We start from the raw sequence: 26278 nt of genomic DNA, 5'->3' as shown, positions 1-26278 counted from the left end.
CGCAGCCCGCCGAGCCGAAGGTCCCCCATGACGCCTCCCTCCCCCACCCCGTCCCGACGCACCGTCGTCACCGCCGTCTGGGCCGCGCCCACGATCACCGTGCTCTCCGCCGCACCGTCCTTCGCCGCCTCCGGCACGATCGCGCCCGGCGCCAGCAACGGCATCGCCCGCACCCGCACCCTCAACCTGCTGCTGACCCTGACGCCCGCCCCGGCAGACCCGCTGACCGTCGCCGACGTCGCCGCCCTCTACAGCGCGCCCGACACCACCACCACCGCCTTCGCACCGACCGGGAGCGGCACCGGACCGGGCGCGACCTATCTGCTCACCGCCACGACCGCCACCACCCCCGCACCCGACACCATCACCGTCTCCGGCGCGATCCGCGGCTACGGCACGATCCCCTCCACGGTCGTGGAGCTGGTGAAGGCCGGCAGCCGGGACAACGCATTCAGCACGGCTCTGGCCGGATCGATCGGCGGGCAGGTCTTCGCGTTGGCGGTCCAGCCCAACGGGGGCATCATCGTCGGCGGATCCCTCGCCGATGCGCAGGGTCGCGACGCCCGGTCGGTCCAGCGACTCGACCCATCAGGCCGCCCGGACCCCGCTTTCGACGTCGGGGCCTTCGATCGCGTGGTCTCCTGCCTCGCCATCGACGCCGCCGGGGGGATCCTGGTCGGCGGCACCTTCACGCAGGTCGGAACCCGTGCCACCGGACCGTTGGTGCGCTTCACCTCGGATGGCGTGCTCGACACCGACTTCCTCGCTGCACTCGGCGCCGGCTTCGCCTCGCTCGGGGGTGGCCCGATCGTCAGCGTGCAGAGCCTCGCGGTCCAGGCGGACGGCAAGATCGTGGTCGGCGGCGTCTTCACCCATCTCGACGGACAGCCCAGCGGATGCGTCGCGCGCCTGCACCCCGACGGGCGACCTGATCTGGCCTTCCTCGCCGAGGTGGGCGTCGGTGCTGAGTATCCGGGCAGCCGGGCCTACCTCCCCGGATTCATCGCCTCTCTCGACGTCGACGCGGCGGGCCGCATCCTGGCCGCTGGCTCCTTCAGCTCCTTCGCTGGTGATCGCGCCGTGAACAGCCTCGTTCGGCTGCAGCCCGACGGCAGACGCGACGCCGACTTCCGGTCGGCCAAGGGGCCGGGCATGTTCGATGTGATCTGGGCGGTTCGTGCCCAGCCGGACGGACGCGTGCTGATCGGCGGCGGGTTCCGCACCTTCGACGGGCAGGCGGCTGTCGGCCTGACGCGGCTGATGCCCGACGGCACCCGCGACGCGGACTTCACCGCAGCCCTCGGCACGGGCTTCGACTACAGCTCGGTCCGGGCGATCGCGCTGCAGCCCGACGGTCGGATCATCGTGGGCGGCGGCTTCTCCACCGTCTCCGGCACGACGGGCATCAACCAGATCGTCCGCCTGGATCCTTCCGGCACGCGGGAGACGATCTTCAGCGTCAACACCGGCAGCGGATTCACGGGCACAGCAGGCGTCGGGTCCGGAGCCCGCGGCGTGAACGTGATCGTCCGGCAGGCCGACGGTCGCTTGATCGTCGGCGGCGTCTTCACCGCGCACGACGGCACCACCGGGTTGGGCAAGGTGGTGCGCCTCTTCGGCTGACGCCCGGTGGTCGGACCCGACCGGACCGACCACCGCCGATGGTCCGCTCAGTCGGCCATGACGTTGGTGGTGATCACCGGCGTCGCGATCGCGAGGGTCCCCGAGCCGACCGTCGTCTGGGTGCCGGTGACGCCCGTGTTGAGAGCGCCGTTCCAGGTGTAGAGGGTCCCGTCGTCGGCGAGGGCGAGCTGGAGGCTGTTGTAGCCGACGGCGATGTCGGTGAACCTGCGGCCGGCGACCTGCAGCCGGACGGCGAGCCCTGCGTTCGGCGCGGCGTCGCCGTTGCCGGGGCGCAGCCCGCCCCACGTCCAGACCTCGCCGGTGCTGCTCAGCACCATCGCTCCGCTGGCGCCCGCGACGACCTTGACCCAAGTGCGGCCGGACGGCAGCACGCTCACCGGCGCGATCCGGAAGCCGTTGGCGTCGGTCGTCGACCCGTTGCCGAGGCGTCCGCTCGACGCCCCGCTGCCCCACGCGTACAGGCCGGTGACGCCGTCCTTGACGCCCAGCGCCACGAAGAAGGCCGAGCCTCCGGACACCTGAGTGAACGTGACCCCGGCGGCGGCGGTGTTGACCGACGCGGTGACCAGCGCCTTCGGTACCGAGCGCGCCGTCGTGGCGGACGATCCGGCGGCGAGGTAGGCCTCGCTGCCCCAGCCGAAGAGCCTCCCGTCGGCGATGGCGACCACCGCCTCCGGGTAGCTGTTCTGGTTGCCGAAGCCGGAGATGGCGACGGCCGTGGCCCGGCCGGCCGGCAGCTCGGAGCCGTTGCTCGGACTGCTGCTCACCGCCCGCATCACCGACGCCGGCGCTCCGACGGCAGCCACCGTCCCGTTGCCCAGCTCGCCGGACTGGCCGAGCCCGCACACGTAGACGGTGCCGTCGGCGATGACGGCCTGGTGGAAGTAGCCGAACACCCCGAGCGGCGCCGCCGCCGCGGGCAGGTCCGAGTCCGGCCGGCGCACCATCGCACCCGCCGACGTCGGCCTCGGGCCGTTGCCCAGCTGTTCGCCGCTCTCCGTGCCAGCACCGACGATCACCGAGCCGTCCGACTGCAGGACGGCCCAGCCCTGGTAGGCGCCACTCGCGCCCGCGCCGGACCAGCTGCCGGCCCACACGGCCACCGCCGAACCGGTCACGAGGTCCATCGGGGCGGGAACGTAGTCCGTGGCCGTGCGGCTCGTGCCGCGGAAGGCCGCGTTGCCCCAGGTGAAGGGCCTGCTCCCGGCGATCGCGAAGGTCGCGGCGCCGCCGTTCGTGCTGGGGCGGCCGCCGAGCGGCAGCACCCACCCGCGGAAGCGCGTCGACCACCGGGTCGACACCGTGCCCGACGGGGTCGACACGCTCGCCGTCGTCTCCAGCAGCGCCTGCCGTGTCGGCTTGGCGTAGGAGTACGCCGCCGAGGCCACGCCGGCCGCGTTCGTCGTCGCCGTGGCGGTGAGCACGCCCGCGGACGCGGACGACCCGAACGACACCGGCCACTCGGCGTCCGGCGTCAGGGCGAACGTCACCACCGCCCCCGCGACGGCGGCGCCGTTCACATCGGTCACCTTCGCCGTCAGCGTCACCCCGGACGCCGTGGCCGCGTCGGTGACGTAGGTCGTCGACGGCGTCACCGCGGTGATCGCCGCCGCCCGCCCCGCGGACGCCGCGAAGGCCGGAGCCGCAGCGAGGGTGGTCACCACCGGCGCGGCCCAGACGGCACCGGTGGTGGCGACGACGGCGCGCCGGGTCAGCGGCGTGGGGGCGGGACGGTCGGTGTCGGACATCGGGGAGGGCCTCCGCGGTCGGGTCAGGACGAGATCAGCGATCGACCGTAGGAGCAGTCCCGCCACCTCGTCCGCGGAACGACGACGGCGTCCAGGTGACGTGCATGTGACATGCATGTCACCGCGGGCAGGAGGGTCCTCCCGCCCACATCGGCTCTCGGCCCGCCCCTGGAGGCCGCGCAACGGCACCTCCGGCGTCAACCGGCCCCTGCGGCTGAGGTCCACCGGCAGTCTCGACGACGGCTTCCGCGTGAGCCTGGGCACGGGCCTCGACGCCGAGGTGCTGGCGGTGAGCGCCTCGACCTCGACGGCGCTGGTCGGCGGGGTCTTCACGACGCTGGACGGGGTCGCGGCCCGGGGCGTCACGCGGATCCGGATCTGACCGACGCGCCTGCGTGGCCGGCCGCGGGATCGGCCCGCGAACCACCGGCGGCTCCCGTACCCTAGGAGCCGCCCTCCCCCGGCCGCCGGTGCGCGCGCCGGCGACCCCCCGAAAGGCCTGCGCCATGACGCGACCTGCCGCTCTGCCGTCCCCCGACGCCCCCGACTCCCCCTCGGGCGCCACCGCGCCGACGTCCGCGTCCCGCCGCGCGGTCGTGGCGGGCGCCGTCTGGGCCGCGCCCACCATCACGGTGCTCTCGGCGGCGCCCGCCTTCGCGACGTCGGGCGCGGGCCCGACGTCGATCTCCAGCGTCGGAGGCAGCGGGAATCGCGCCGCCAGCAGCGGCTCGGTCGTCCTGCTGCTCAAGCCGGCACCGGCGAACCCCCTCCCGACGTCGTCGGCGGTCGTCGCCTACAGCGACCCCGGCGCCTCCACGGCCGGACTCCAGGAGCTGTCACGCACCGGCACCGGCGCGACCTCCGCCGCGCTGTACCGCCTCGGCTTCACCACCACCACCAGCCCGGCCCCGTCCGCCGTCTCGCTGCAGGGCACGATCGCCGGCTACGGCGCGATCCCGCCGACCACCGTCGAGCTGGGAGTGGCAGGCACCCGGGACGCGGCGTTCGCGGCATCGCTCGGCAACCTCGTCACCGCCATGGCGATCCAGCAGGACGGCTCGATCCTGGTCGCGGGAGCCTTCACGACCAGCACGAGCCCGGCACGGAACGGTCTCGTCAGGCTGCGGCCCGACGGCAGCGTCGACGCTGACTTCGTGACGAACCTGGGCGGCGCCTTCAACAAGCCGTCGGTGCTCGCCCTCGCCGTGCAGGACGACGGCAGCATCCTCGTCGGCGGCGGCTTCAGCACGCTGGGCGCGTTCGCTCGGAAGTTCATCCTCCGACTCCAGCCGGACGGGACGCCGGACCCGACGTTCCCGGCGGGGACGAAGCGCCCCGAGCCGAACAACGCCGTCCAGAGCATCGTCGTCGAGCCGAGCGGCACGATCCTCGTGGGCGGGCAGTTCACCTCCTTCGGCGGGGCGGCCGAGAGGCTGGTCCGTCTTCGCCCCGACGGGACCCGCGACGAGACCTTCCTTCCCGGGACGGGCGCCGGGTTCGGCTCCTCGGTCAGCGCGGTGCTGCGCCAGCCTGACGGCATGATCATCGTGGCGGGCTCGTTCCTCACCTTCGCCGGCACGTCGGCCAATCGCATCGTCCGCCTGAACACGAACGGAACGCGCGACGCCGACTTCGTGGTCGGCACCGGCTTCGACGGTGGCATCGGCCGGGTGCAGTGCCTCGCCCTCGAAGCCGACGGCAGCATCCTCGCCGGCGGCTCCTTCACCTCCTACGACGGCGCGCCCGCTCCGTCGATCGCGCGGCTCAGCGCGACGGGAGCGCTCGACACCGCGTTCTCGGCGGCGGTCGGGAGCGACGACACGCGTCTCGTGAACTCGATCGTCGTGCAGGAGGACGGGCGGATCCTCGTCGGCAGTCAGCCCACGGCGCTGGGAGGCGGCGCCGCCGCGACGCTGGCCCGGCTGCGCTCGGTCGGATCCGCCGATCCTGCCTTCGGCCCCGGTGTCGGTCCGGACGCACAGGTCACGGCTTTGGTGGTCCAGCCGGACGGCCGCCTCGTCGCCGGTGGCGCGTTCACGGCCTACGACGGGGCGTCGGCCCAGCGGATCGTGCGCGTCTTCACCTGACGCCCGGCGTCGGGTGCGGGGGTCTCGACAGGCTCGACCACCGACGCCTGCTCGACCACCGACGCCTGCTCGGCCACCGGGCTCAGCGCACCGCGCGCACGAGCCTCCGCAGGGCGTCGCTGCTGCGGGCCCGCCGCTCCAGGCGCAGCCGCGCGAGGTCGCGCAGCCAGGCGGCGCGCGAGCCGCGGACGTCGTCGGGCAGGTGGGGCCGGGCGAGCCGCGCGTAGGTGGTGCGGGCGTGGCGCACGTAGGCGGGCGTGATCAGGCCGGCGTGCACGTGGGAGAAGTCGCGGCGCTCGGGCGCCGCCCACAGGTGCTCCCACAGGTGCAGGCTGACGGCGTCGGGGGGCAGCGGGACGTCGCGCTCGAGCAGGTCGGCGAGGTGCTCGGCGGTGTAGCGCAGCGCGAACAGCGCCGACTCCGGCAGCACCCGCACCAGCTCGGGGTGCTGCCGGCTGAGGCGGTAGGGCAGCAGGGTGGAGTGGTTGCTCCAGGAGCCGTCGAAGGCGGCCGGCATCTCCCGCAGCCACTGCTCGACGAACGCCGACCCGGGCTCGGCGGCGATCCAGGCGTTGCACAGCGAGCCCTCGGCGCCGTCGGGAGGCAGCTCGTGGCCCATCACCGCGGGCGCGTCGAGCCAGGCGTCGGGCAGGGACCGGACGAAGATCGAGTCGATGTCGGCGTAGACGCCGCCCTCGGCCAGCAGGATCTCCAGCCGGACGACGTCGGACTCGTGGGCGTAGCGGTAGGCCTCGAGCTCCGGGGGCGAGTCGCCCAGCCGGACGCCCGGCTCGGCGATCGGCGCGATCCGCACGCCGGGCTCGGCGACGAGCCGCTCCCACCACGGGCCCCACGGCGTCGCGCGCACGTGCACCACGACGTCGAAGCCGGCGTTGACCCGCCGGCACGAGCGCACCGCCAGGAAGTGGTGCAGCGGGAACGGGTCGGTCTGCGGACGCAGCCCGTAGACGAAGTGGACGGTGCGCGGGATGGCCACGTCAGCCGTCCTCTCCTCGTGCGGTCACCGGACGGACGGCGAGCCGCACCAGCGTCATGGCGCCCGCGCCGAGCAGCACGCCGGTGGTGTTGGCGACGACGTCGCTGAAGGCCGGCACCCGGTGCGGCAGCGCGACGGCCTGGGTGATCTCGACCCCCGCGGCCACGGCGAACTCCGCGACCACCCAGCGCTCCCACGGCACCCGCGGCCACAGCAGCACGAGCGCCCCGGCGAAGGGCAGCATGATCGCGATGTTGCACCAGAAGTCGACGTAGGCGAAGTCGCTGACGACCCGCGGCAGCCCCTCGGCGGCGAGCCGGCGGCTGATCGCGGCGATGCTGCGCGAGGGCACGTCGTTCGACGGCTCGAAGAGCACGAACGCGAGGAAGGCGGCGTAGCCGGCGGTGGCGGCCAGCAGCAGCCACCAGAGGCGTCCGCGACGCGGGGCGTCAGCCATGCGTGCGATGCAGGAGCCGCTTCGCGCGGTCGACGACGTCGTCGACGGCGCTGGCGGCGGCGGGGCTGAGCACGCCCATGTCGATGAAGCCGTGCACCAGGCTGTCGTAGCGCACGGCGTCGACCTCGACGCCCGCGGCCCGCAGCGCGTCGGCGTAGGCCTCGCCCTCGTCGCGCAGCGGGTCGAGCTCGGCGGTGACGACGACCGCCGGCGCCACGCCGTCGAGGTCGCCGTGCAGCGGCGCGAGGCGCGGGTCGGCGAGCACCGAGGCGTCCTCGGCCAGCGTGGGGACGTAGTGAGCGAAGAACCACAGCATCGTGGCGGCCTCGAGGAAGTAGCCCTCGGCGTTCTCGGTGCGGCTGGCGTAGTCGCCGCCGGGGTCGACGGCCGGGTAGATCAGCAGCTGGCCGGTCACCTGGTCGCGCAGCTCCTGGGCGAGGACCGCCGCGAGGTTGCCGCCGGCGCTGTCGCCGCCGACGCCGAGCCCCTGGCCCGCGCCGCCGTAGGCGTCGAGGTCGTCGGCCACGGCCCGCGCGACGGCGAGCGCGTCGTCGACCGCCGCGGGCCACGGGTGCTCGGGCGCGAGCCGGTAGTCGACCGAGACGACGACCAGCTCGGCGCCGCTGCACAGCCGTCGGCAGGTCTGGTCGTGGGTGTCGAGGTCGCCGATGACGAACCCGCCGCCGTGCAGGTAGACCAGCGTCGGCACCGGGCCGGACGCGGCGGGCCGGTAGACCCGCACCGGCACCCCGGCGACGGTGGTGTCGACGACGTCGTCGACGGCGACGACCTGGTCGGGCTGGACGGAGTCGACCGTCATCGCCCGGAAGCCGCGGCGGGCGGTCTCGGGCGTGCCCTCGTGCATCGGCGGGTAGCCGGACTGGGCGATCAGATCGAGAAGGACGGCGATACCGGGGTCGACGGGCACCCGGTCAGCCTAGACGCGACCGCCGACGGCCCGTCCGGTGCCGCTCGCGGCGGTCAGGCTGAGATCAGGCGGAGGTCAGGCGGCGTGCGAGCCGGCGTCGAGCACCGCGACCGGACGACGCACGTCGTCACCGCGCTGGTGGCGGTCGACGTGGCGCCCGAGGACGACGGCGAAGGGCAGCGCGGCGCACGTCCAGGCGGCGAGGCCGCCGGCGATCCAGGTGAGCAGGTGCATGCCAACGAGTGTGCGCCACGCCACACCGTCCGAAACTCCACCGCGCGCACGAAACACGGACGCCGTTCGGGGGGCTCCCCGAAACCTGACCGTCACTCGGGCCTGGCACAGTTGAGTCACCCCACCTAGTCCGTCCGGGCCAGATTCCCTGAGCACCGGTGCCTAGCGGCGGACCTGACCGAGAATCAGGGTGCGGGCCCGCCCGCCCCTCCCCCACGCCACCACCGTTGGAGCCCCACTTGTCGATCCTGGCCGATCGCACGAGCAGGTTCGTGCAGACGCGCACCGCGAGCCGCGCCCTGCGGTTCCTGCCGTCCACCGCCGTGGTGCTCGACGCGGGCGCGATCGTGCTGGCCGTCGTCGTCGCCGTGGCCGCCCGGCAGCAGCTGTCGGTCGGCATCGGGCAGGTCGACCTCACCAGCTCCGCCCTCGTCGTCGGGCCGCTGATCCTCGCCGCCTGGGTGACCATCACCTACCTCCTGCGCGGCTACCGCGAGAACGTCTTCGGTGCCGGCACCGACGAGTTCAAGCGGGTCGTCAACGCCGGCATCTACACCGCCGCCCTGGTCGGCGTCGCCTGCTACCTGGCGAAGTTCCAGCTCAGTCGGGCGTTCTTCGCCACCGTCTTCCTGCTCGGCACCGTGCTGATCCTCCTCGCCCGCCTCGGGCTGCGCCGGCTGCTGCACGCGGCGCGCCGCCACGGCATCCTGCGGCAGCGGGCGCTGCTGGTCGGCACCCCGGCCCAGGTCGACGAGGTGGCCGCGGTGCTGCGCCGCGAGTCGTGGCTGGGCTACGACCTCGTCGGCGCGCTGAGCGAGCAGCCCGTCGAGGAGACCCACGGCGGCATCCCGGTGCTCGGCACGCTGGGCGACGTCGTCGCGCTGGCCGAGAGCGACACCATCGACACCGTCTTCCTCGCCGGCGGCGGCATCGGCTCCAGCGAGGAGATGCGGCGCCTGGTGTGGAGCCTGGAGAGCCACGGCGTGCGCATCATCATCGCGCCGAGCGTCAACGAGATCTCCAGCGACCGCATCCGCGTGCGTCCGGTCGGCGGCCTGCCGCTGATGCACATCAGCCCGCCCACGGCACGTGACGCCGGCAGCCTGGCCAAGCGGCTCTTCGACGTCGTCGGCGCCACCGCGCTGCTCACCTTCTTCGCCCCCGTGCTCGCGCTCATCGCGCTCTCGATCTGGCTGGACGACCGCGGCCCGGTGCTCTTCCGCCAGACCCGCACGGGACGCCACGGCGAGGAGTTCTCCTGCCTGAAGTTCCGCACGATGGTCGTCGACGCCGAGGCGCGGCTGGCCGCGCTGAAGGAGCAGATGGGCTTCGAGGGCGGCCTGTTCAAGATGACCGACGACCCCCGCATCACCAAGGCCGGCAAGCTGCTGCGCCGGCTCTCCCTCGACGAGCTCCCGCAGCTGGTCAACGTGGTGCGCGGCGACATGAGCCTGGTGGGCCCGCGTCCGCCGCTGCCGTCCGAGGTCGCCACCTACACCGGCGACATCGCCCGTCGCCTGCACGTGCGCCCCGGCCTCACCGGCCTCTGGCAGGTCTCCGGCCGCTCCGACCTCTCCTTCGAGGAGGCCGTGCGCCTCGACCTCTACTACGTCGACAACTGGTCGATGATGCAGGACCTCACCATCCTGGCCCGCACGGTCAGCGCCGTGCTCGGCAGCAAGGGCGCCTACTGAACCGCCACGAGCAAGCCCTCCCCAACCCTCCGCTGACCCCCCACGTCAGAAGGAACACATGAAGCGACGCACCGTGGCCATCATCGGGACCCGCGGATACCCCAGCTACTACGGCGGATTCGAGACCGCCGTGCGCAAGCTGGCGCCGACGCTGGTCGACGCCGGCTGGGACGTCGTCGTCTACGGCCGCCCCGGCCAGATCAAGCTCGACGACCCCGACCTCGACCCGCGGGTGCGCGTCGTCACCACCCGCGGCGTCGACTCGACCGCGTTGAGCACCCTGACCTTCGGCCTGACCGCCTGCCTGCACGCGTTCTTCCACCGCCCGCACGTGGCGCTCGTCATGAACTGCGCCAACGGCTACTGGCTGCCGCTCCTGCGCCTGCGGCGGGTGCCGATCGTGCTGAACGTCGACGGCATCGAGTGGGAGCGACAGAAATGGGGTCCGTGGGCGAAGCGGATCTTCCGCTGGGGCGCGGTTCTCAGCGGCCGGATGGCGCATTCCCTCGTGTTCGACGCGCACGCCATCGGCGATTACTGGCGCCGCACGTTCCGACGGGACGGATATTTCATCCCCTATGGCGGTCAGCCGGTCGGAGAGCTGCCGGTGGAGCCTGGATTCACCAGCGGTGGATATGTCCTGATCGTGGCCCGATTCGTGCCCGAGAACACCATCAACGAGTTCCTGACGGCAGCCGAGACCATCGCCGAGCACCACCCGGTGATCCTGGTCGGCACCTCGGGTGCCGGCAACGAGATCGACGCCCGCGCCGAGCGGCTCGATGCCACTCATCCGAACATCCACTGGATGCGTCACATCAGCGACGATCGTCGCCTCTTCGCGCTGTGGCAGCACGCGGGCGTCTACTTCCACGGCCACAGCGTGGGCGGCACCAACCCCGCGCTCGTGCAGGCGATGGCCTGCGGAGCCCGCATCGTCGCGCGTGACACCGTCTACAACCGCGAGGTGCTGGCCGACACGGCCGTCTACTGCGCGCCCGATCCGGCCTCGATCGCCTCGACGGTGCTGGCCGAGATGGCCACGACGGACGACCGGGGGGCGCGGGCCCGCGAGCGCGGAGCGGCCCACTACAACTGGCCGGACGTGTGCGCGGCCTACGAGCAGGCCATCAGCGAGACCCTCGGACGACCGCGGATCGCGTGGGTGGAGGCTCAGTCGCGGACGTTGGACTCCGCCTCGTCCAGAAGCCCGAGCAGGTAGCGGCCGTAGCCGCTCTTCACGAGCGGCTGCGCGAGCTCGGCCAGGCGCTCGTCGTCGATGTAGCCCATCCGCCAGGCGACCTCCTCGGGCGCGCCGATCTTGCTGGCCTGCCGGCTCTCGATGGCGCGCACGTAGTTGGCGGCGTCGTTCATGTCCTCGACCGTCCCGGTGTCGAGCCAGGCGCTGCCGCGGGGCAGCACCTCGACGTGGAGGCGTCCCTGCTCGAGGTAGATGCGGTTGAGATCGGTGATCTCGAGCTCGCCGCGGGCCGACGGGCGCAGGTGGGCCGCGTGCTCGACCACGCTGGAGTCGTAGAAGTACAGGCCGGGCACGGCGTAGGGGCTCTTCGGCTGGGCTGGCTTCTCCTCCAAGGAGAGTGCGCGGCCGTCCTCGCCGAACTCCACGACGCCGTACGCGGTGGGGTCGGCGACGCGGTAGCCGAAGACGGCGGCGCCGTCGAGGTCCTCGAAGCGGCGCAGGCGGGTGCCCAGGCCGGCGCCGTAGAAGATGTTGTCGCCCAGGATCAGGCCCACGTGATCGTCGCCGACGTGCTCGGCACCGATGACGAACGCCTGGGCGAGGCCGTCGGGCGACGGCTGCTCGGCCCAGGTGATCGAGATGCCGAAGCGGGACCCGTCGCCCAGGAGCCGCTTGAAGCCGTCCGCCTCGTGGGGCGTGGTGATGATCAGGACGTCCTGGATGCCCGCGAGCATGAGCGTCGAGAGCGGGTAGTAGATCATCGGCTTGTCGTAGATCGGCATCAGCTGCTTGCTGATGCCGAGCGTGATGGGGTGCAGGCGCGAGCCGGTGCCACCGGCGAGGATGATCCCTTTCACTCTCGAAAGCGTAGGGATGCCTGACGGGGCATGCCCCGGATTCCCTAGCATTCAGCCATGGATCACATCCTCGTGACCGGTGGCGCCGGCTTCATCGGGTCGAATTTCGTGCACCACGTCGTGGCGAACACGGATCTGCGCGTCACCGTTCTCGACAAATTGACGTACGCAGCGTCACGGGAATCCCTCGACGGCCTGCCGGCCGACCGCGTCAGCCTGGTCGTCGGCGACATCGTCGACGCGCCGCTGATGGAGCGCCTGGCCGGCGAGCACGACGCGATCGTGCACTTCGCCGCCGAGTCGCACAACGACAACTCCCTCCATGACCCGTCGCCGTTCGTCCAGACCAACGTCGTGGGCACCTTCAGCGTGCTGGAGGCGGTGCGCAAGGCCGGCATCCGCCTCCACCACATCTCCACCGACGAGGTCTACGGCGACCTCGAGCTCGACGATCCCGAGCGGTTCAGCGAGCGGACGCCGTACAACCCGTCGAGCCCTTACAGCTCGACGAAGGCGGGCTCGGACCTGCTGGTGCGCGCCTGGGTGCGCAGCTTCGGCGTGCAGGCCACGATCTCGAACTGCTCGAACAACTACGGCCCGTGGCAGCACATCGAGAAGTTCATCCCTCGGCAGATCACCAACGTCATCGACGGCGGCCGGCCGAAGCTGTACGGCGCGGGCCAGAACGTCCGCGACTGGATCCACGCCGACGACCACTCCTCGGCGGTCCTCGCCGTCCTCCGCGAGGGCGCGATCGGCGAGACCTACCTGATCGGCGCCGACGGCGAGCGCAACAACCTCGAGGTCGTCCAGCAGATCCTGCGCCACTTCGGACGCCCGGCCGACGACTTCGACCACGTGACGGATCGTCCCGGGCACGACCTGCGCTACGCGATCGACTCCACGAAGCTGCGCACCGAGCTCGGCTGGAGCCCGCGCTTCACCGACTTCGAGCAGGGCCTCGCCGACACGATCGAGTGGTACCGCGCGCACGAGGACTGGTGGCGGCCGCACAAGCAGGCCGTCGAGTCCGCCTACGCCGCGAAGGGACAGTGACGGTGGAGCTGGCGGTCGAGACCACGACCATCCCCGGGCTGCTCGTGGTCCGGATGCCGGTGCACGGGGACGACCGTGGCTGGTTCAAGGAGAACTGGCAGCGGGAGAAGATGGTCGCCCTCGGGCTGCCCGACTTCGGGCCGGTGCAGAACAACATCTCGTTCAACACCCGTCGCGGCGCGACCCGGGGCATCCACGCCGAGCCGTGGGACAAGTTCGTCTCCGTGGCCACCGGGCGGGTCTTCGCCGCCTGGGTCGACCTGCGGGCCGGGGAGTCGTTCGGCGCGACGTTCAGCGTGGAGATCGACGAGGGCGTGGCGGTCTTCGTGCCGCGCGGCGTGGGCAACTCCTACCAGGCGCTCGAGGACGGCACGGCGTACACCTACCTAGTCAACGACCACTGGCGTCCCGGCGTGGCCTACCCGGCGCTCGCGCTCGACGACCCGAGCGCCGCGATCGCCTGGCCGATCGACCTCGCAGAGGCCGACGTCTCGGAGAAGGACCGCGCCAACCCGACGCTCGACGCCGTCGTGCCGATGCAGCCCCGACGCACCCTGGTCGTCGGCTCGCGCGGCCAGCTCGGCCGGGCGCTGCTCGAGGTGTTCCCCGACGCGGTGGGCGTCGATCTCGACGAGCTCGACATCACCGACCCCGAGGCGGTGGCCGGGTTCCCCTGGTCGGAGTACGGCCTGATCCTCAACGCCGCCGCGTACACCGCCGTCGACGCTGCGGAGACGACCGAGGGGCGGCGGGCGGCCTGGGCGGCGAACGCCGTTGCGCCGGCGCTGCTCGCGGCGGCGGCCGCGCGGCACGGGCTGACCCTGGTGCACTACTCGTCCGACTACGTCTTCGACGGCATCGCCGAGACGCACGACGAGCAGGAGGGGTACGCGCCTCTCGGCGTGTACGCCCAGACCAAGGCCGCCGGCGACATCGCCGTGGGCGTCGCTCCGCGTCACTACGTGCTGCGCACCTCGTGGGTGGTCGGCGACGGCAAGAACTTCGTGCGGACGATGGAGCGACTCGCCCACGACGGCGTCTCGCCGAGCGTCGTGGCCGACCAGTTCGGCCGGCTGACCTTCACCACCGAGCTGGCGCGGGCGACCCGCCATCTCCTCGACGTCGAGGCGCCGTACGGCGTCTACAACCTCACCGGCGACGGCCCGACGATGAGCTGGCTCGAGATCGCCCGCGAGGTCTTCGAGCTGTGCGGTCGCGACCGCGAGGACGTCTCCCCGACCGACACCGCGTCGTACGGAGCCGGCAAGGATCTCTCACCGCGACCGGTGCACAGCACCCTCGACCTCAGCCGCATCCGGGCCACCGGCTTCGTGCCGGAGGACGCACGGGTGACGCTGCGCCGCTACCTGCAGGGCTGAGTCGAGGCGCTTCCGGACGGCAGCTGCCGTCAGCGCCGGTACAGCCCCCGCAGCGCGGGCCGCACGTCGAGGATGAACACGAACGCGGCGATGAGGAAGCCGATGCTGACGAGCGGGCCGATCGAGATCAGGTGCGTGACGATGCCGAGGCCGGTGATCAGCACCCAGGCCGGCTTGGTGAGCTTGTTCGCGGCCTCGTAGGCGCGGGCCTCGAAGAGCAGCGCGGAGACGAACGCGAAGAGCTTCACCGCCAGGAAGGCCACGAAGACGATCAGGCTCAGGCCGCTCTGCACCTCGTACACGCTCTCGAACACGCGGCGAGCCTAGCGAAGCGCGCCGCACAGGTGCCTCACCCGCGGGCTCCGGGCGCGGACGCAGCGACGCGGCCGGCTCCCGGAGGGGCCGACCGCGTCGCGGGTGGTGCGGGTCGCCGCCGCAGCGGCGGGGTGGGTCAGGCCTTGTCGACGGCGTCCGCGGCCTTGGCGGCGGCGGTCTCGGCGGTGCCGGCGGCCTTCTTGGCGGCGGTCTTGGCGGTGCCGGTGGCCCTCTTGGCCGCGGTCTTGGCGGTGGTGGCGGTCTTGGTGGCGGCCGACTTGGTGGCGGTCGCGGCCTTCTTCGCCGGGGCCTTCTTCGCAGCCGGGGCCTTCTTGGCGGCGGGCGCCTTCTTCGCGGCCGGCGCCTTCGTCGCCGGAGCCTTGCGGGCCGGGGCCTTCTTCGCGGGGGCCGGCTTCTCGATGGCGCCCTCGATCGCGTCCTCGACGGCGTCGAGCGCGTCCTCGACGGCCTCGACGGCCTCCCGGGCGCTCTTCAGCAGGTCCTGGACGCCCTCCTGCTTGCGGATGCGGGCGACGACGACCTGGCCGCGCTTGGCGAGGTCGGTGTAGGCGGCCGACGCGGTGGCGACGTTCTCGGAGACGGCGGTCTGCACCTTGGCCGGCAGGGCGCGGGCCTCGGCCTGCAGCTCGGCGACGCGGGCCTCGATGGCGGCGCGGCGGGCCTTGGCCTCCTCGGTGAGGGCCTCGACGCGCGTGTTGACGGCGCCGGTGGCCTGGGTGCGCACCTTGGTGGGCTCGAGCTCGACGCCCGAGACGGTCTTCTGCAGGTCGGCGAGCTTGCCGGAGACGACCGCGAGGCGCTCCTCGAGGTCCTTCTGCACCTCGAGCAGGCGGGTCTGCACGTCGTTGACGTACTCGGTGACCTGGGCGCGGACGGTCTCGAGCGCGAGGTCGAGGGCGCCGGCACCGGCGTAGAGGCCCTTGGCGGCCTCGGTGCGCAGGTCGAGGTTCGACAGGTCGGGGAGCTCGAGGGTGGGGAGGTCGATCTTCTTGGCCATGGCGGTGGCACTCCTTCGTGTCCGAGGTCGGACGGATGGTGGCCCGGCGGGTCGCCGGACCGGACGGTCAGGCGGGCGTGGGCCCGTCCTGGGCGGGGGCCGGCTCGTCCGTCGGGTCGGGCCCGGCGGCCTGGGCGGCCTGGTTGATGGCGAGGAAGGACTGGTAGACGTCGAGCAGCGACTGCCGCTGGCGCTCGGTGAGCGCGGTGTCGGCCAGGATGGCCAGCTCGACGCTGCCGCCGACGCCATCGTCGGGGCTGACGATGCCGGCGCGGAGGTAGAGCTGCTCGGCCGAGATGCGCAGCGCCTTCGCGATCTGCTGGAGCACCTCGGCGGAGGGTCGACGCAGTCCCCGCTCGATCTGGCTGAGGTAGGGGTTGGAGACGCCGGCCTGCTCGGCGAGCTGACGCAGCGAGAGCTGGGCGCCGACGCGCTGCTCCCTCAGGTAGTCGCCGAGGGTGCCCACGGTCTTCGACACCTTGCCCTTCGCCATGCCTCCAGTGTGCTAGCAACAGTTAGCAAACCTCAAACCCACAGGCTGTGGATCGAGTCACAAAGGCCAGTTCGCAGGCGTAGAGGCCGCTGCTAGCGCCGCTAGCAGACCACCCCTCGGCGGCGTCGAGATCCTCAGAAAACCGCGCGCAGCAGGCCCACGCGACGGGCCCCGCCGAGCAACGGCTGCTCGATCAGCTCGTCGAGCACGGGCGCCTCGAGGCCCATCCGGCGCAGGGCTGCGGCGGCGACGAGCGGCCAGGCGCGGTCGGCGCCGTCCTCGATCTTGAGCGCGAGCGCGCGGCCGTCGGGCAGGGCGAGCACGAAGCAGGCCTCGGCGCCCATCTTGGCGATCGCGCCGGGCAGCTCGGCCAGCAGCCGCCGCTCGGGACGGGTGGTGCCGGAGACCATCTCGGGGTGGTGGCGCACGGCGTCGGCGATGCGTCGCTCGGGGCCCTCGGCAGCCAGGGCGAGGGCCCGGAAGCCGCGGGCCAGCGACGCCGGCGAGGTGGCCAGGAGCGGGGCGCCGCACCCGTCGGTGGTGTGGTGGGCGACCGGCGCGCCGGTGAGGCGCTCGAAGGTGGCGACGATCCGGTGCTGCAGCGGGTGGGCGGGGTCGAGGTAGTCGTCGGTGCTCCAGCCGCGCTGCACGCAGGTGAGCAGCATCGCGGCGTGCTTGCCCGAGCAGTTCATGACGATCGGCGCGGCCTCGCCGCCGGCGCGCAGGATGGCGTCGCGCACGCGGGGCTCCAGCGGCAGGTCGGGCGGGGTCTGCAGGGCCGACGCGGGCAGGCCGGCCCGCTCGAGGATCGCCCGCACGCCGTCGAGGTGGATCTGCTCGCCCGAGTGGGAGGCGCAGGCCAGCGCCAGCAGCCGCTCGTCCGGCAGGTCGAGACCGGCCTCGAGCATCGCCAGCCCCTGCAGCGGCTTGTTGCACGAGCGGGGCAGGAAGGGCGCGTCGGGATCGCCGAGCGCCCAGTCGACCGACCCGTCGGCCGCGAGCGCCACGACCGTGCCGTGGTGGCGGCCCTCCAGGAACCCGTCGCGTCGGATCTCGACCAGGGGCACGTGGGACGTCATGGCGTCCAGCCTCGCAGGTCGCCGGCGCCTGACCCGCCCCGGTGGTCGAGCATGTCGAGACCCCATCCGATCGCGGGTTTGTCACCGAAGCCCGGAGGGAACCAACCGATCGTTCGGACGGCGGCCCCAGACGGTCGCTGGTCCAGACATCCAGACCATCGCGCGGCTTCCCGGACGATCCCGGACAACCGCAGGTCAAGGGGCCTAAGACCTGTCTTGACTGGTCAGCCCGCCCGAGCCGGAAAGCAAAACACTCGTACACCCAGATCGATGCGTAACCCGCGTCATGGAGAGGCAGTTAGACGGTTATGGGGGGATTGATTGTCCACGAGTGGATCGAGCCAACCGGGGGGGCCGAACGCGTCGTCGACGCGTGGGCCGAGCACTTCCCGGACGCCGACATCTTCTGCCTGTGGGACGACGACGCGGCACGGTACGAGGGACACACCGTGCGGGAGTCGTGGCTCGCGGGCTCGGCGCTGAGGGGACGCAAGGCGCCGGCGCTGCCGTTCATGTCGCGCATCTGGCGGCACCTCGACGTGCGGGGCTACGACTGGGTGCTGGCCTCGAGCCACTCCCTGGCCCACCACGTCGGGCGCGCGGGCGATCGGGCCGGCGTGCCCGTCTACGTCTACGCGCACACCCCGCCGCGCTACCTGTGGGCCCCCGAGCTCGACGACCGCGCGCAGACGCCCGTGGCCCGGCTGGTCTCCCCCATGCTGCGGCGGCTCGACCGCAAGCACGTGAGCCCGAAGACCCACTACGCCGCGAACAGCGCGTTCGTCCGCGAGCGCGCCGCGCACGCTTGGGGCGTCGACGCCGAGGTCATCTACCCGCCCGTCGAGCTCGAGGCGCTGCGCACGCGGCAGCCGCTCGATGCCCACGACCAGGCCGTCCTGGCCTCGGTCGGCACCGGCTACCTGGTGGCCGCCTCGCGGTTCGCGCACCAGAAGCGTCTCGACCTCGCCATCCGCTTCGCCGCCACCGCCGGGCAGCGCCTCGTGGTCTGCGGCCGGGGCCCGGAGGAGGACGCGCTGCGCCAGCTCGCGCGCGAGCTGAAGGCCGACGTCGAGTTCGTCATCAACCCCTCCGACGCGCTCATGCGGGCGATCATCCGCGGCGGCGACGCGTTCCTCTTCCCGCCTGTAGAGGACTTCGGCATCGTGCCCGTCGAGGCGATGGCGCTCGGCGTGCCGGTGATCGTCAACCCGCGCGGCGGCGCCGCGGAGAGCCTCGACATCGTCGGCGGCGGGGTCACCTTCCCCTTCGACGACGGCTCGTGGACCCCCGAGGCCGCCCGCCAGGCGATCACCGCGGCGCAGCTGACCTCCGAGCGGCTCTCGGACGCCGAGCGGTGGCGCCGGCTCTCGCGCTTCGACGCCGCGGCGCACGTCGACCGGCTCGTGGCCTGGATGGGCCTGCGCGAGCGCGTCTGCGGCTGACACACTGCGGGGCGTGCCAGCCCTTCCCCAGCACTGCCCCCGTCCGCGCGAGCTCGACGACCTGGAGCTGCTGGTCAGCGGGGCGTTCTCGCCGCTGAGCCGGTTCGGCGAGCACCCGCTCGTCACCCTCGAGCTGCCGGACGAGGTGCGCGCCGCGGCCGAGGCCGCCGGCGGGGTCGAGCTGGTCGACCCCGAGGGGCTGCCGCTGGCCCGCGTCACGCTGCCGGGCGGCGCGATCGAGGCGCTGGGCCGTCCGGCGTACGGGCCGTTCCGGCGGCTGCGGCTGACCCCCGCGGAGTCGCGCGAGCGGTACGCGGGACGCACCGTCGTCCCCGTCACCGGCCCGCTCACCCGCACCGATCTGGCCCGCATCGGCACGCGCCCGGTCGTGCTGCTGGCGCTCGTCGGCGAGGGCACTCCGCAGGAGGCGGCCGGACTGAGCCCGGTGACGCTGCTGCGCGCCACGCTCGCGGCCGCCGCGCTGCTGCCGGACGCCGCCGTGGTGGCGGTGCCGCTCGCGGCGCACGGCGACGCCGAGGCCGACCACGCGCTCGGCGTCACGGTCGTCGAGGCCTACGCGGGCGGAGCGCCCGTGCTGGCGCTGCCCGGCCCCTCGGCCCCGGCGGTCGGCGGCACCGGCGAGCTGCCCGACGAGGTGGCCGCGGTGCTCGACGGCGCCGAGCAACAGCGACGCGGGCTCGTCCTGTTCTTCACCGGCCTCTCGGGCAGCGGCAAGTCGACGCTCGCGCGGGCGCTGATGGACCGCATCCTCGAGCAGGGCCGCACCCTGACCTCCCTCGACGGCGACGTCGTGCGGCGTCACCTCTCGGCGGGCCTGACCTTCTCGAGGGAGGACCGCGAGACCAACATCCGGCGCATCGGCTGGGTGGCCGCGGAGATCGCGCGGCACGGCGGGCTCGCGGTGTGCAGCCCGATCGCCCCGTTCGCCGCCACCCGCGCGCAGGTGCGCGAGCTGGTGGAGGACGCCGAGGCCGACTTCTTCCTGATCCACGTGGCCACGCCGCTGGAGGAGTGCGAGCGACGCGACCGCAAGGGCCTCTACGCCAAGGCCCGTGCCGGGGAGATCCCCGAGTTCACCGGCATCTCCTCTCCCTACGAGGAGCCCGACGATGCCGACGTGCGCGTCGACACCACCGGCCGCTCGATCGACGACGCGCTGGAGGACGTCGTCGCGGCGCTGCGCGACGCGGGCCTGCTCGACCTGCCGCCCGTGGCCCCGGAGGCCGAGGCCGCGCCGGTGAGCCAGCCGCGACGTGCGGCGAGCACCGCGGCGCCGTTCAGCGTGCTGTTCGTCTGCACCGCCAACATCTGCCGCTCCCCCTCGATGGAGCTGCTGGCCACCTCGCTCGCCGGCCCCGACGCCGGCCTGGAGTTCGCCTCCGCCGGCACCCAGGGCTTCGTCGACGAGCCGGTGGACGGCGACGTCGCCGCCACGCTCGTGGCCCGCGGGGTGTCGGTGTCCGGCTTCCGCAGCCGCCCGCTGACCCGCGAGCTGGTGGCCCAGGCCGACCTGGTGCTCACCGCGTCGGCCAACCAGCGCGCGGCGATCCTGCAGGAGACCCCGGCGCTCTTCCGCAAGGTCTTCAGCCTCGGCCAGTTCGTGGCCACCGCCGAGACCCTCGACGCCACCCCGCCCGACCGCGCCGCCTTGCTCGCCGCCGTCGCCACCCGCATCGGCCGCGCCGAGCCCGCCGATCTGCCCGACCCCTTCAACAGGGGCGCCGAGGCCGCCGAGGCCTCCACCGCCCGCATCGAGGAGCTCATCCGCGGCCTGCTGCGCGTCCTCGGCGGTTGAGCCTGTCGAAACCCGGTGGTCGAGCCGAGCCGCGGTGGTCGAGCCGGGCCACGGTGGTCGAGCCGGGCCACGGTGGTCGAGCTTGTCGAAACCCGGTGGTCGAGCCGAGACCTGGTGGTCGAGCTTGTCGAGACCCCCGCACCTACGCGTTCTGCGCGCGGACCAATGGCACCAGCAGCGCGCTGACCACGTGCACGTGGCCGGCGATCACGTCGGCGACCTCCCGGTGCACCTCGACCGACCGACCCATGGGGTCGGGCACGTCGAGGTCGTAGGCCGCGGCGACGCTGCGGTGCTTCGCCGCGAAGGCGACGAGCTCGGCCACGGTGTAAATCCGGGCGTCCTGCTCGACGGCATACCGGCACAGGTGGGCGAACTCCGCGATGGTGAAGGTGCGCTTGATCGCCCGCGGCTGCACCGTGAGCACCTCCGAGCGCACCTCCCGGGTCATCGCGAGGATCAGGTCGGCGCCGTCCGCGATGTCGGCGTCGATGCGGCGGGCGACGAACCCCTCGGCGTCGCCGCCGAGCCGCTCGAGCTCGGCAGCAGCGTGCGGCTCCATCGAGCGGCCGGCGAGCCCCTGCACGCCGGCGCTCTCGACCGTGACGAGCCCGGGCGGCAGCGACGCGGCGAAGCGCTCGCGCAGCAGCCGCTCCGCCAGGGGCGATCGACAGATGTTGCCGACGCAGACGGTCAGCAGTCGCATCGGAGCCGCCGCCTCGCCGTTGACACTCACGACGGGGACGCTAGCGCCCCGCCACTGGCTTACACGCGCGGTTGGCGGTCGTTCTTGTCAAGATCGGTGGTCGAGCGCTTCAGGCCGGTGGTCGAGCTTGTCGAGACCCCCTTCACAGAACCGCTCTGCCAGGTCCGCCGACACGGAGGCCTGAGCCCTCCTAGGCTGCTGCCCATGTACCGGCTTCGCAACGGCGTGCAGAACTACTCCTGGGGCTCCCCAGACGCGATCCCGCGCTTCCTCGGCGAGCGATCCGACGGCACCCCGGTCGCCGAGGTCTGGATCGGAACGCACCCGCTCCAGCCGTCGACCGCGATCGACGCCGACGGCACCGAGAAGCCGCTCTCCGATCTCTGCGGCGACCTGCCGTTCATGCTGAAGGTGCTCGCCGCCGACCAGCCGCTCTCGCTGCAGGTGCACCCCTCGAAGCCGCTGGCCGAGGAGGGCTTCGCGGCCGAGGAGGCCGCCGGCATCCCGCTCACCGCGCCGAACCGCGTCTTCAAGGACGACAACCACAAGCCGGAGATGGTCTACGCGCTGACCACCTTCGACTCCCTGATCGGCTTCCGGCCCACCGTCGAGATCCTCCGCGTGCTGGCGCCGCTGGAGACCCCGCTGACCCAGCGGCTCGCGGACGACCTGCGTGCCGACCCCGGCTTCGCCGGCATCGTGCGCCGCGTCGAGTGGCTGCTGACCCAGGACATCTCCGCCTCCCAGGTCGGCGAGGTCGTGGGCGCCTGCCGCGCGCTGGCCAAGCTGGGCCTGGACATCAAGCGTGCGTACGCCACCGCCACCGAGATCTCCGAGTACTACCCCGACGACGTCGGCGTGATCATCTCGTTGATGCTCAACCGCATGACGCTCCAGCCCGGCGAGGCCGCCTACCTTGGCGCCGGCATCATCCACGCGCACCTCAAGGGGCTCTGCCTCGAGGTGATGGCCTCGAGCGACAACGTCCTGCGGGCCGGCCTGACCAGCAAGCACGTCGACCCGGCCGGCCTCGTGAGCTGCCTCGGCGGCACCGGCATGGCTCGCATCGCCCGCGTGAACCCCGAGTTCGCTCTCGCCGACACCGAGGTGTTCAGCCCCTCCGACGTGGAGTTCGCCCTCGCACTCACCCAGGTCTCGCATGCGGAGCCTGACGGCGTGCCGCTGGTCGCCAGCCGTCGCTCACTGCTGATCTGCACCGGGGGCGACGTCGAAGTCGTCAATGCGCAGGGCGACCACGTCGTTCTCGCCCGCGGCGACTCGGCCTACCTGACTCCTGAGGACGGTGCCTGCCTTGTCGCGGGTCTCGGTGAGGTAGCGCAGGCATACGAACCCGCCCGCAGGGCAGTTCATTCTCGGCTCGTTGACGTCGTCTAACTGATGCGCGTCCCACGAGATCGGAGAGAGGCGATGCAAATGGACCAAGGTGGTTCAGATCGTCGCCCTCCTTCAACGGAGCTTGCGGGCCGAGAGCTGTCAGTCCTAGGCGCAGTCTGGCTGGCGCTCGCAATCGCGACTCCGGTCCTCAGCTATTCACGTGAAGCCGTCTTTGCGATCATCATTGCAGGCGCCTTAATCCTCACTAGGACGCGGTCGGGTCGCGCGCGACCTACAGCCGCAGGCGCGCTTTATCTCCTGACATTCAGCGTCGGGCTCGCGCGTGGTAGCGATAATCAGGACTTCAGATTCTCCGCAGCCATCCTGGCAATTGCCCCTATCGCCTTTGTGTTGGGCCGACGAATCGGCACGGATCCCCGGGCGTCCCGAGCGATCTTCAGGACCTTCCTCGGTCTCGCGGTCGCCGCCGCGGTCCTGGCACTTCTTGAGCGCGCTGGAGGAGATTATCTATTTCGGGGGAGTTACTTCATTGACAGTGCCCGCCGAGGAGGTGAGTTGCGGGCGAGAGCATTCCTTCCTCAGACTCTAGTCTTGGCTTGGTTTTGCGTCGTCGCGGTTCCATTCGCTGCGTCAAGAGAGCTCGTACGCGACTTTGCTGTTCGCGCGAGCTTGGTATCTCTACTCATCGCGGGTGCGCTCAGCACTGGCTCACGCAGTTCTATCGCTTGGCTTCTAATTGGCACTGGGACTGCCGTCGCCGTATCCTCGATCCAGCGTACTCGCGCCGCTGGCGCACTCGCCCCAGCACTTCTTCTAGTAATCTTGATCGCAGCCGGGCCCAGCGTAATTCGAGGAATCTCAGAAAGTAGCGCAGTTTCTTCGTCGGACCCAGTCGTTGCGTCCGCAGAGTATCGGACGGCGCTTTACGGTCAACTGTCGTCAGAACTACAAAGAAACCCTCTTGGAACCGGGATGGGAAGGATTCCCATCGGCCACCTAGTCATCCCGACTGCCCTAGGGCCGATTGACGCCAGCAAAACCGTTGACAGCGAATATGTCTTTGCAGCCATTCGGTTTGGCCTGCTAGGGGTCGCATTTTGGGCAGCGGTGTCCCTCGGGGTAATTCGACGGATCGGAACTTCGGTTCGAGCTCTTCACGTAGCGACGATAACCGGCCTTGCCTTCGGATCAATACTCGCTCTAGAGGTCTGGATTCCGATCGTCGCTCTACTTGCCATTCTCCTTGGCATATCTCATAGCGATTTGCCGCATCGATCTCGGATAGGTCACCGAGGCCAAAGAGCCACTGTCGACCACTCCGGCAAGGATTCCGCAGCGGGCAGCGCCATCAGCAGCCCGCACTGAACTGGCGGTTTCCCGACAGTTATCGGAGCGGTAGCAATTTCAGGATCGTCCTCCGCTCCGGCCAACGGCCGGTCCTCGCGGCGAGCGAGACTGTGTAGCCCAAACCGCAAAGCATCATGGCTCCCGCCGATATCGCAACCTGAGTGGATGCCGCCGAACTTAGCAACCACCCCGCGGTCCCGGACAATGCCGGCGAAGCCAGAATTGCAATCCATGGCCCTCGCCTGATGCCCGCGTCGACAGCGAGTGGACCGAACGATCCGAGCGCCACCGCGAAAAGAAAAGCGGCCAAGAGCATGAACCACGGGGGATCGAATTCTCTTCCGAATACGATTGGCATGACTGGTTTTGCAACCAATAGCCCGCCCCCAGCGAGGGTCACAGACACCGCCAAGGAGATGGCATAGAGATTGACCGTTCGCTTGGCCAAATCAAGCTCGGGCGCTACAGAATACGACCGCTGCACGATCGTCAAGATCGTTTGCGTAACGACCTGAGGCACAAGCGCGACGATCGCATAGATTCCCAAAGTCGCACGCGCCCCAGACATTGCGAACAAGATTGAATCAACACGCCCGGCTGTCGAATCCGCGATCTGACTCGCGGCCGCTGGAGCGACTGCCCGAGGGCCACAGGCCACTGGGCCCTGCCGCGGAATATGGAGCGCACCTATCGATCGGAATATTGAAAAATGCTGGGCCGCGATTCCTAGTGTCGTTGCGAAAACAGCGCTCGCTACCGTCAGTAGCCCCAGCGCAGCCAAACCAAGGATTGCAGCAACGGTCATTAGTGTTTGGCGTATGTTCGCAGTCCCGTACTCGTCCTCCTGCGATAAGCAGATCAAGACGTTTGCAGCTACTGTTCGCCACGGGCTCGCCCCGGCGACCGCACATAGAAACGTCGAGGCGGCCGCATCGATCAAATTGAGGCCAAGCAATTTTGAGAAGGTGAGCCCGACAAGGATGGACACCAGAACGGCGAAGTAGGTTTGCCGCCGCGCGTATGCCAACCACGCCCCAGCCTGTTGTCGATCGGCGCTAACTGCAGCTCGCGCGAGAACCCCAGCACCGAGATTCATCGCCACCGCGAGGACGCTGGCCACGAGTAGAAGGATCGCTAGGGTGCCTCGGTCGTCAGCACCAAGCGCTCGCGCGGTGAAAGGTGCCGTCAATACGCCGGATACCAACGGAGCGACGTTGCCAACCAGATGTCGGCTCGGTCGCGAGCGACTCATTAGGCCGACCTCGCCCTCACGAAGGTGCCCCGACTGAACCGAAGATTTCGAATCGGGTGCCGAACCACGTGAAATCCGAGGCGGAAACCGACGAACCTCGGCAAAGACTTGCCGGCTGCAGCGGCTCCAAGTCGGCGGCCATACAATGTGGTCAGGCGCTCGACTTGGAGTGGCTGAACCGCGGCAATTTCGGTGGCTTCAGCTTTCGTTGCGTGGATGGTTCCGTTTCCAAGCGCTGCCTCGACGAGCCGCTGACCCCTATCGGTCCGAGCGATGAGCGCGCTGACGCCATCACTTTCGACAAACTGCGGATAGCCGCGGCTATCTGCTTGCCAGAAGTCGCCCGCGACGACGTCCGCGCTCCAGCCCGTCCCATCCGGACAGACCTTGCACCGCCACTGCACCGTTGGGCCTAGCGCTCTACCCCATGACTCCTCGTAGGAGGTTTCTCCCGCCCAATCTCCAGCTTCAGCTCTGAAGGTTCCGGGCCAGCCACCTCCGCGATAGCGGAGCCTGGTCGGCTCACCCATGCTCGGCATGCCGAGATCGACGAGAAGACGATCGGTGGCATGCTGCGAAGGCGTGCCCGCGCAGAAAAACGACATCAGCAGGGGTGCATCAGGCCCACTTCCGACCACGGACCTGACTGCGGACACCTCGCAGGGCTTGCCGATGAAGATGTCCTGAGGCCCGTTCGGCAGCACCGACGCGTTTCCCACGGGCGCATAGCGACTCCCAGCCATCGAGGCTGCGTCCTCGGCTCGTTCTGCGCTGACTGTCGTCGTCAGCCGTGGCCTCTCGGGGGATCCCTTCGCGCCGATCACACGGCTCGCAGCACCACTGGCAAGGAGCGATGCGGCGATCGCAGTGAGCACCCCGCCGCTGCTGCCTGCCGTCCGTTGCTCGGGGTCGGTTGCGAACGCCGAGAGGACCGCTCGGTAGGGCCCGAGAATCGGGTGCCGTTTGCCGCCCGGATCCACCGGCGCCCGAACGATCCGGCCCGGGCAGGCTGCGGCGAATGTCTCCGCGGCGCCCGCCGGCGCCGGGGCATTCTCGGGCGCCAGGGGACGCAGGTAGCCGTCGCCGTTGAGCTCGAGAGTGACCTGGGGGTCGAGAGCAGCGCAAAGTCCGCAGCCGCTGCAGTTGTCCGCGGCCAGCACGTCGCGAATCTG

At 71.2% G+C, this 26278-nt stretch carries 23 protein-coding genes; 11 read left to right on the top strand and 12 right to left on the bottom strand.

The features are described 5' to 3' along the window. Window positions 1–27: 27 nt before the first annotated feature. Window positions 28–1623, top strand: a complete 1596-nt coding sequence (locus K8Z61_RS10650; protein WP_263430871.1) for a delta-60 repeat domain-containing protein — start codon at window positions 28–30, stop codon at window positions 1621–1623. A 47-nt stretch (window positions 1624–1670) separates the two neighbouring features. On the opposite strand, the gene K8Z61_RS10645 is transcribed toward K8Z61_RS10650, so the two are convergent. Then, the gene (locus K8Z61_RS10645) at window positions 1671–3392 is read right to left on the bottom strand and encodes a hypothetical protein (protein ID WP_224129292.1); all 1722 of its coding nucleotides are present in this window, start codon (window positions 3390–3392) and stop codon (window positions 1671–1673) included. Window positions 3393–3642: 250 nt separating this feature from the next. Here K8Z61_RS10645 and K8Z61_RS18935 point away from each other — a divergent pair, with 250 nt between their 5' ends. Together K8Z61_RS18935 and K8Z61_RS10640 are read left to right on the top strand one after the other, a co-directional pair. Continuing rightward, window positions 3643–3774 (top strand): hypothetical protein, encoded by a 132-nt coding sequence (locus K8Z61_RS18935; protein WP_263430870.1) that lies wholly within the window; start codon window positions 3643–3645, stop codon window positions 3772–3774. Window positions 3775–3898: 124 nt separating this feature from the next. Further along, window positions 3899–5479 (top strand): delta-60 repeat domain-containing protein, encoded by a 1581-nt coding sequence (locus K8Z61_RS10640; RefSeq protein WP_224129290.1) that lies wholly within the window; start codon window positions 3899–3901, stop codon window positions 5477–5479. 82 nt (window positions 5480–5561) lie between these two features. Here K8Z61_RS10640 and K8Z61_RS10635 read toward each other — a convergent pair whose 3' ends face one another. The 4 genes from K8Z61_RS10635 to K8Z61_RS10620 form a co-directional block, all read right to left on the bottom strand. Further along, window positions 5562–6476, bottom strand: a complete 915-nt coding sequence (locus K8Z61_RS10635; protein WP_224129289.1) for a glycosyltransferase — start codon at window positions 6474–6476, stop codon at window positions 5562–5564. A 1-nt stretch (window position 6477) separates the two neighbouring features. Next, complete coding sequence (locus tag K8Z61_RS10630; RefSeq protein WP_224129287.1) at window positions 6478–6933, bottom strand: VanZ family protein; 456 nt, start codon at window positions 6931–6933, stop codon at window positions 6478–6480. Beyond that, a complete protein-coding gene (locus K8Z61_RS10625) occupies window positions 6926–7861 on the bottom strand; it encodes an alpha/beta hydrolase (RefSeq protein WP_224129285.1) in 936 nt (311 codons plus the stop codon). Before K8Z61_RS10625 ends, K8Z61_RS10630 begins: the two co-directional genes overlap by 8 nt. A 75-nt stretch (window positions 7862–7936) precedes the next feature. Further along, complete coding sequence (locus tag K8Z61_RS10620) at window positions 7937–8095, bottom strand: hypothetical protein (RefSeq protein ID WP_224129283.1); 159 nt, start codon at window positions 8093–8095, stop codon at window positions 7937–7939. 272 nt (window positions 8096–8367) lie between these two features. Here K8Z61_RS10620 and K8Z61_RS10615 point away from each other — a divergent pair, with 272 nt between their 5' ends. Then, window positions 8368–9789, top strand: coding sequence for a sugar transferase (locus K8Z61_RS10615; protein WP_224129281.1), 1422 nt, complete (start codon window positions 8368–8370; stop codon window positions 9787–9789). Window positions 9790–9847: 58 nt separating this feature from the next. Further along, on the top strand, window positions 9848–11011 hold the full coding sequence (locus K8Z61_RS10610) for a glycosyltransferase (protein WP_224129279.1): 1164 nt from the start codon (window positions 9848–9850) through the stop codon (window positions 11009–11011). Here K8Z61_RS10610 and rfbA read toward each other — a convergent pair. Next, a complete protein-coding gene (rfbA, locus tag K8Z61_RS10605; RefSeq protein WP_224129277.1) occupies window positions 10963–11847 on the bottom strand; it encodes a glucose-1-phosphate thymidylyltransferase RfbA in 885 nt (294 codons plus the stop codon). The genes K8Z61_RS10610 and rfbA overlap by 49 nt on opposite strands. A gap of 57 nt (window positions 11848–11904) precedes the next feature. Between rfbA and rfbB the strand changes: the two genes are divergently transcribed. Then, complete coding sequence (rfbB, locus tag K8Z61_RS10600) at window positions 11905–12903, top strand: dTDP-glucose 4,6-dehydratase (protein ID WP_224129275.1); 999 nt, start codon at window positions 11905–11907, stop codon at window positions 12901–12903. 53 nt (window positions 12904–12956) lie between these two features. Next, the gene (locus K8Z61_RS10595) at window positions 12957–14282 is read left to right on the top strand and encodes a sugar nucleotide-binding protein (RefSeq protein ID WP_374227938.1); all 1326 of its coding nucleotides are present in this window, start codon (window positions 12957–12959) and stop codon (window positions 14280–14282) included. A 29-nt stretch (window positions 14283–14311) separates the two neighbouring features. Here K8Z61_RS10595 and K8Z61_RS10590 read toward each other — a convergent pair whose 3' ends face one another. From K8Z61_RS10590 to K8Z61_RS10575, 4 genes are all read right to left on the bottom strand, one after another. Further along, window positions 14312–14596, bottom strand: a complete 285-nt coding sequence (locus K8Z61_RS10590; RefSeq protein ID WP_224129271.1) for a DUF2516 family protein — start codon at window positions 14594–14596, stop codon at window positions 14312–14314. A 137-nt stretch (window positions 14597–14733) separates the two neighbouring features. Further along, window positions 14734–15615 (bottom strand): hypothetical protein, encoded by an 882-nt coding sequence (locus tag K8Z61_RS10585; RefSeq protein WP_224129269.1) that lies wholly within the window; start codon window positions 15613–15615, stop codon window positions 14734–14736. Between the two features lie 67 nt (window positions 15616–15682). After that, window positions 15683–16108, bottom strand: a complete 426-nt coding sequence (locus K8Z61_RS10580; RefSeq protein ID WP_224129267.1) for a helix-turn-helix domain-containing protein — start codon at window positions 16106–16108, stop codon at window positions 15683–15685. A gap of 134 nt (window positions 16109–16242) precedes the next feature. Then, on the bottom strand, window positions 16243–17187 hold the full coding sequence (locus K8Z61_RS10575) for an asparaginase (protein WP_224129265.1): 945 nt from the start codon (window positions 17185–17187) through the stop codon (window positions 16243–16245). A gap of 317 nt (window positions 17188–17504) precedes the next feature. On the opposite strand from K8Z61_RS10575, the gene K8Z61_RS10570 reads away from it, so the two are divergent. Together K8Z61_RS10570 and cysC are read left to right on the top strand one after the other, a co-directional pair. Next, complete coding sequence (locus K8Z61_RS10570) at window positions 17505–18629, top strand: glycosyltransferase (protein ID WP_224129263.1); 1125 nt, start codon at window positions 17505–17507, stop codon at window positions 18627–18629. A 13-nt stretch (window positions 18630–18642) separates the two neighbouring features. Further along, window positions 18643–20445 (top strand): adenylyl-sulfate kinase, encoded by a 1803-nt coding sequence (gene cysC, locus K8Z61_RS10565; protein ID WP_224129261.1) that lies wholly within the window; start codon window positions 18643–18645, stop codon window positions 20443–20445. A 142-nt stretch (window positions 20446–20587) separates the two neighbouring features. Here the strand turns inward: cysC and K8Z61_RS10560 are convergent, their stop codons facing one another. After that, the gene (locus tag K8Z61_RS10560) at window positions 20588–21181 is read right to left on the bottom strand and encodes a hypothetical protein (RefSeq protein ID WP_224129259.1); all 594 of its coding nucleotides are present in this window, start codon (window positions 21179–21181) and stop codon (window positions 20588–20590) included. 174 nt (window positions 21182–21355) lie between these two features. On the opposite strand from K8Z61_RS10560, the gene manA reads away from it, so the two are divergent. Then, window positions 21356–22546 carry a mannose-6-phosphate isomerase, class I gene (manA, locus tag K8Z61_RS10555; protein WP_224129257.1) on the top strand — a complete coding sequence of 397 codons (1191 nt, stop codon included), beginning with the start codon at window positions 21356–21358 and terminating at the stop codon, window positions 22544–22546. 3 nt (window positions 22547–22549) lie between these two features. Beyond that, window positions 22550–23872 (top strand): O-antigen ligase family protein, encoded by a 1323-nt coding sequence (locus tag K8Z61_RS19480; RefSeq protein ID WP_374227935.1) that lies wholly within the window; start codon window positions 22550–22552, stop codon window positions 23870–23872. Between the two features lie 1233 nt (window positions 23873–25105). On the opposite strand, the gene K8Z61_RS10550 is transcribed toward K8Z61_RS19480, so the two are convergent. Next, window positions 25106–26266 carry a Coenzyme F420 hydrogenase/dehydrogenase, beta subunit C-terminal domain gene (locus K8Z61_RS10550; RefSeq protein ID WP_224129255.1) on the bottom strand — a complete coding sequence of 387 codons (1161 nt, stop codon included), beginning with the start codon at window positions 26264–26266 and terminating at the stop codon, window positions 25106–25108. Window positions 26267–26278 lie beyond the last annotated feature (12 nt).

The sequence above is a fragment of the Nocardioides sp. TRM66260-LWL genome (genome assembly GCF_020075545.1).
Taxonomy (GTDB): Bacteria; Actinomycetota; Actinomycetes; order Propionibacteriales; family Nocardioidaceae; genus Nocardioides.
The sequence above is the reverse complement of the archived record's forward strand: the minus strand, read 5'-3'. Positions and strand labels throughout refer to the sequence as shown.